The organism is Pseudomonas sp. GXM4 (genome assembly GCF_008923895.1).
Classification (GTDB): Bacteria; Pseudomonadota; Gammaproteobacteria; order Pseudomonadales; family Pseudomonadaceae; genus Aquipseudomonas; species Aquipseudomonas atacamensis.
This window is the reverse complement of the sequence record NZ_WBRZ01000339.1, coordinates 1-5,171: the sequence shown is the minus strand read 5'-3', so window position 1 is coordinate 5,171 and position 5,171 is coordinate 1. Positions and strand designations below refer to the sequence as shown.

General features: G+C 60.8%; 4 protein-coding genes. All 4 read left to right on the top strand.

The window, feature by feature from the left end; genetic code table 11:
• Nucleotides 1-113: 113 nt before the first annotated feature.
• The 4 genes from F8N49_RS25410 (at nt 114) to F8N49_RS25395 (ending at nt 5,122) form a co-directional block, all read left to right on the top strand.
• Nucleotides 114-641 carry an RNA polymerase sigma factor gene (locus F8N49_RS25410; RefSeq protein WP_016773525.1) on the top strand — a complete coding sequence of 176 codons (528 nt, stop codon included), beginning with the start codon at nt 114-116 and terminating at the stop codon, nt 639-641.
• A gap of 101 nt (nt 642-742) precedes the next feature.
• The gene (locus tag F8N49_RS25405) at nt 743-1,708 is read left to right on the top strand and encodes a FecR domain-containing protein (protein WP_024014066.1); all 966 of its coding nucleotides are present in this window, start codon (nt 743-745) and stop codon (nt 1,706-1,708) included.
• 122 nt (nt 1,709-1,830) lie between these two features.
• Nucleotides 1,831-4,416: a TonB-dependent receptor gene (locus F8N49_RS25400; RefSeq protein ID WP_151553072.1), complete on the top strand. Its 2,586-nt coding sequence runs from the start codon at nt 1,831-1,833 to the stop codon at nt 4,414-4,416.
• A 109-nt stretch (nt 4,417-4,525) separates the two neighbouring features.
• On the top strand, nt 4,526-5,122 hold the full coding sequence (locus F8N49_RS25395; protein WP_151553070.1) for a biliverdin-producing heme oxygenase: 597 nt from the start codon (nt 4,526-4,528) through the stop codon (nt 5,120-5,122).
• The last annotated feature ends 49 nt before the right edge of the window (nt 5,123-5,171 follow it).

Here is a 5,171-nt window from a genome sequence, read left to right as displayed (position 1 = left end):
TCGCGAGCAAGCGCGCTCCCACAGGGGTTTCTGATTTCAAATTGAAATCAGCACTTGACCATTCAGCTGGATGATAAGCATTATCATTCGCTCGAAATGGATCAGGTCCTCCCGTGAGTCAATCGCGCTTCAACCACGTCTTCCTCGCCCAGCGCACGTCCCTGCTGCGCACGCTGGAACGGATGGTCAACAATCACAGCACCGCTGAAGACCTGTTGCAGGAGACCTACCTGCGCGTGACCCGGGCGTTGAGCGAACGGGCCATCGACCACCTTGAACCCTTTGTCTTCCAGACCGCGCGCAATCTGGCGCTGGATCATTTGCGTGCGCGCAAGATTCATGCGCGGACCATGGTCGATGACGTGCCTCAGGACGTAGTACAGAGCATCGCCGCGCCGGCCAGCAGCGCCGAAGACGCCGCCCATGCCGAACAATTGCTGGAGCGTTTGAACGTGAGCCTCAGCCAACTCAGCCCGCGTCAGCAGCAGATCTTCATCCTCAGCCGTTTGCACGGGCACAGCTATCAGGAAATCGCTGATGAACTTGATGTTTCGCTGAGCACCGTGCAGAAGGAACTGAAACTGATCATGTCGATCTGCATCGGCGTTGCCGAACGACATAACGGCAGCGGCAAGTTTTGAGCTGCGAGCTACAAGTAAAAACAAAAAGCAGTATTGCATCCGGCTTGCAGCTTGCAGCTTGAAGCTAGAAACTGCTTCGCCAGAAGCCCTGAGGAACCACCGTGACGGACACCCACCGCTCGCCTTCGCCCGATTCGGCGCGGGACGCTGCAGCTGCAATGGACCAGGCGCTGGACTGGCTCATCGTGCTCGGCAGCCCGGATGAGGAACAGACCCGGCAATTTCATGCCTGGCTGGCGGCTGATCCGTTGAATGCCGAGGCGTTCGCCAAGGCCCAGGCGATCTGGGACGGCCCGCAAGTCGCACTGTGCGCCGAGGCTCTAGCAGCAAAACCGGTAAAAATCACTTTTCTCAAACGCTTGCGCCCGCACTGGAAACCGCTGGCTACCGCTGCGGTGCTGATCCTCGGGCTGTTCAGTTTCAGCAACCTGCCGATGCGCATTCAAGCGGATCACCTCACCGTGGTTGGCGAGCGTCAGCGGCTGCAACTGGAGGACGGCTCGAAGGTCCTGCTCAATACCAACTCGGCGTTTTCCAGCACCATCAACGATCAACAGCGCGTGGCCCGGCTGTTTCAGGGCGAGGCGTTTTTCGAGATCGCCAGCGGGCGCAATCAGCCGCTGGAGATCGACGCAGGTCCGGTAACGGCCAGCGTCCACGACACCGCATTCGCCGTGCGCTACCTCGACGGGGTCGCGCAAGTGAATGTGCAACGTGGCGATGTCGATCTGCGCGCCACCCACAACGATGCCCGGGTGCGCCTGCGCGCCGGGGAAAGCATTCGCATCGGCCCCAACGGTTTTGATCGTCCGGCCAAGCTCGACGCCAATGCCGATCTGGCCTGGGTTGAAGGCCGCCTGGTGTTCGAGAACTGCCCGCTGAATCAGGTGCTGGCCGAGCTGCGCCGCTACTACCCGGGCTGGATCATCAACAACAACGAGCAACTGGCCGACGTCGCCGTCACCGGCAATTACCGTCTCGACCAGCCGCTCGACGTGGTCCGCTCCCTCGCCCACATCACCTCGGCGCGCCTGCAGGAATTCCCTGCGCTGGTGATTCTGAACTGAATGAGAATTATTTTTACTCGATAGCCAATGGCAGTACGTCTCGTTATAGCCAATGCAATTGATTCGCATCTAACCATGCCGATCAGCACCTATAAAGATTCGTGCGACACGGAGCGCTATCGATGTCCTCACGCCTTACCCGCCAGACTTCCTCCCCTTCCCGCGTACTGTCGCTGCTGACTGCGGCCATCCTCATGGCTGGCACCGCACCGCTGCTGGCGGCCACCGAGCAACCGACACGCAACATGGGCGATTACGCCTTCGCCATCGGCCAGCAACCACTGGTTTCGGCATTGAATGCCTTTACCGCCGTGACCGGTTGGCAGGTCGGTTTGCCGGCCGAGTTGGGGCAGAACGTGTCGTCGCCGGGCGTGCGCGGTTCGCTGCCGCCGGAGAAAGCCCTCGAGCGCCTGTTGGTGGGGACCAACCTGAGCTTTCGCAAACTGAGCAACAACAATGTCGTTCTGGAAAAACGCAACAGCAGCGGCACGCTCAATCTCGATCAAGTGACCATCAGCGCCACTCGCCAGGAACAGTCGGTCAACAGCGTGCCCTCGACGGTCAGCGTGCAGGATCGCCAAGCGCTTGACCGCAACAACGTCAACACCATCAAGGATCTGGTGCGCTACGAGCCAGGCGTTTCCGTTGGCGGTGCCGGTCAGCGTGGCGGCATCAGCGGCTACAACATTCGCGGTATCGACGGCGACCGCATCCTGACTCAAGTCGATGGCGTGGAAATCCCCAACGGCTTCTTCAACGGCCCGTATGCCAAGAGCCAGCGCAACTACGTCGACCCGGAAATCGTCAAACGTGTGGAAATCCTCCGTGGCCCGGCCTCGGTGCTGTACGGCAGCAACGCCATTGGTGGCGCGGTCAGTTACTACACGCTGGACGCCGACGACATCATCAAACCGGGCAAGGGCGTCGGCGCGCGTCTGAAAAGCGGTTACAGCTCCGCCGACGACAGCTGGCTGAAATCCGCCACCGTCGCTGGCCGCAGCGGTGAGTTCGACGGCTTGCTGCATTACAGCCAGCGCGACGGTCACGAAACCGAGTCCTTCGGCGGCAACAACAGCACCGGCCTTGCGCGCACCGCCGCCAACCCGGAAGACGTGCGCGCGAGCAACGTCCTGGCCAAGCTCGGCTGGAACTACAACGACGATTCGCGCCTGGGCCTGACCTACGAAAAGTACAAGGATGATCGCGACACCGATCAGAAAAGCGCCTACGGCGGCCCGTATTTCAACGGCGCGCCGACCATTCCGAGCAGCGTCCTGCCCGGCGGCATGTACCAGTGGCGCACCGGCAACGACACCATCACCCGCGAGCGTTTCGGTATCGAACACTCGTTCGCCCTCGACAGCCTGCTGGTCGATAACGTCAAGTGGAGCCTCAACCACCAGATCGCCAAGACCGACCAGAGCACCGAGGAGTTGTACTACCCGATCACCCGTAAAGTGCTGCGTACCCGCGACACGATCTACGAAGAAAAACAGTGGGTGTTCGATGCCCAACTGGACAAGGCCTTTGCCATCGGTGACACCGATCACCTGCTGACTTACGGCACCACGATCAAACAGCAGAAAGTCACTGGTTCACGCAGCGGCGACGGCACCTGCGTGGCCGTCGGTCGCGGCTGCACGGCGATTGGCGCGACCAGTGCGGCGGACGTGCTGGCCAAGGCCTCTGATTTCCCCGATCCGACCATCAACACCTACAGCCTGTTCGCCCAGGATCAGATCAGCTGGAACGACTGGACCTTCCTGCCGGGTCTGCGCTACGACTACACCCAGCTCAAGCCGCACATCACCGAGGAATTCCTCAACACCGTGAATGCCGACGGCCAGGGCACGGTCAGCGACAAGAACAAGACCTGGCACAAAGTCTCGCCAAAATTCGGCCTGACCTATGCACTGACGGACAACTACACCTGGTACGGCCAGTACGCCGAAGGCTTCCGCACGCCGACGGCGAAAGCCCTGTACGGGCGTTTCGAGAACAACACCACCGGCTACACCGTAGCGCCCAACTCCGACCTCGAGCCGGAAAAGAGCAAAGGCTTCGAAACCGGCCTGCGCGGGAATTTCGAGCAGGGTTCGTTCGACATCGCGGTGTTCTATAACAAGTACCGCGACTTCATCAACGAGGACGCGGTCAAGCCGGGCGACGATCAGTTGACCTTCCAGAGCAACAACATCAAGCGCGCCACCATCAAGGGTGCGGAAGTCAAAGGTCGCTTGAACCTGGATGCGTTCGGCGCGCCGCAAGGCCTGTATACCCAAGGCTCGATCGCCTACGCCTACGGTCGCAACAACGACAGCGGCGAGCCGATCAACAGCGTCAACCCGCTCACCGGCGTGTTCGGTCTCGGTTACGACCAGGACAACTATGGCGGTCTGCTGAGCTGGACCGTGGTGAAGAAAAAGGACCGCGTCGACGACAGCAATTTCAAATCGCCGGACGGCGTCAGCAGTCAGTTCAAAACCCCGGGCTTCGGCATTCTCGATCTGGCCGGCTATTACAAGGTGACCGACGACGTCACCGTCAGCGGCGGCGTCTACAACCTGACCGACAAGAAGTACTGGCTGTGGGATGACGTGCGCGGTTACGACAGCGTTGGCGAAGCCTCGGTGACGCAACCGGCCAACCTCGATCGGCTGACCCAACCGGGACGCAACTTCGCGATCAACCTGATCTGGGACATCTGATCCGCCCGGCCTCACTGCGCGTGTTCTCGCTGCGCAGTGAGGTTTTTTTACTGTCCGCCGCCCGCCCGTACGTCTTGTTATCAAGCGCCTCATTTATCAAGGACACCCCATGACTGCCTCGGAAAAAACCCTGCGTTCGCAACGCCTGAACCAGATCACCCATGAGCCGCACAGCAAACTCGATGCCCTGGTCAAAGCCCACGCACCATTCGAAACCCGCGCCAGCTTCGCCCGTTTCGTCGTTGCGCAATACCTGTTCCAGGCGGAACTGGTCGAGCTGTACAACGATGCCGAACTGACCGCGATCGTCCCGGATCTGCCGGCCCGTTGCCGCGCCGAAGCGGCCAGGGCTGACCTCGCCGACCTCGACACCCAAGTCCCGGCGCCGGTGGCCGGCGCGCTTAAAAACCCGAGCAAGGCGCGGGCGCTGGGCTGGATCTTTGTTTCCGAGGGTTCCAAGCTCGGCGCGGCGTTCCTGATCAAGCGCGCGGTGGCGCTGGAGTTGAGCGAAAGCTTCGGTGCCCGGCATCTGGCTGAACCGCAAGGTGGCCGCGCCGAGGGCTGGAAAAGCTTTGTGCGCACCCTCGATGCGTTGCCGTTCACGGCAGAGGAAGAAGCGGAAGTTGAGCAAGGTGCACTGGATGCGTTCAACCGCTTTACCGTGCTGCTGGAACGGGCTTATGCCATAGAAGCCGAAGTGGCCTGAAGTAAATCTTATCCCCTGTGGGAGCGAGCCTGCTCGCGAAGACGGCAGC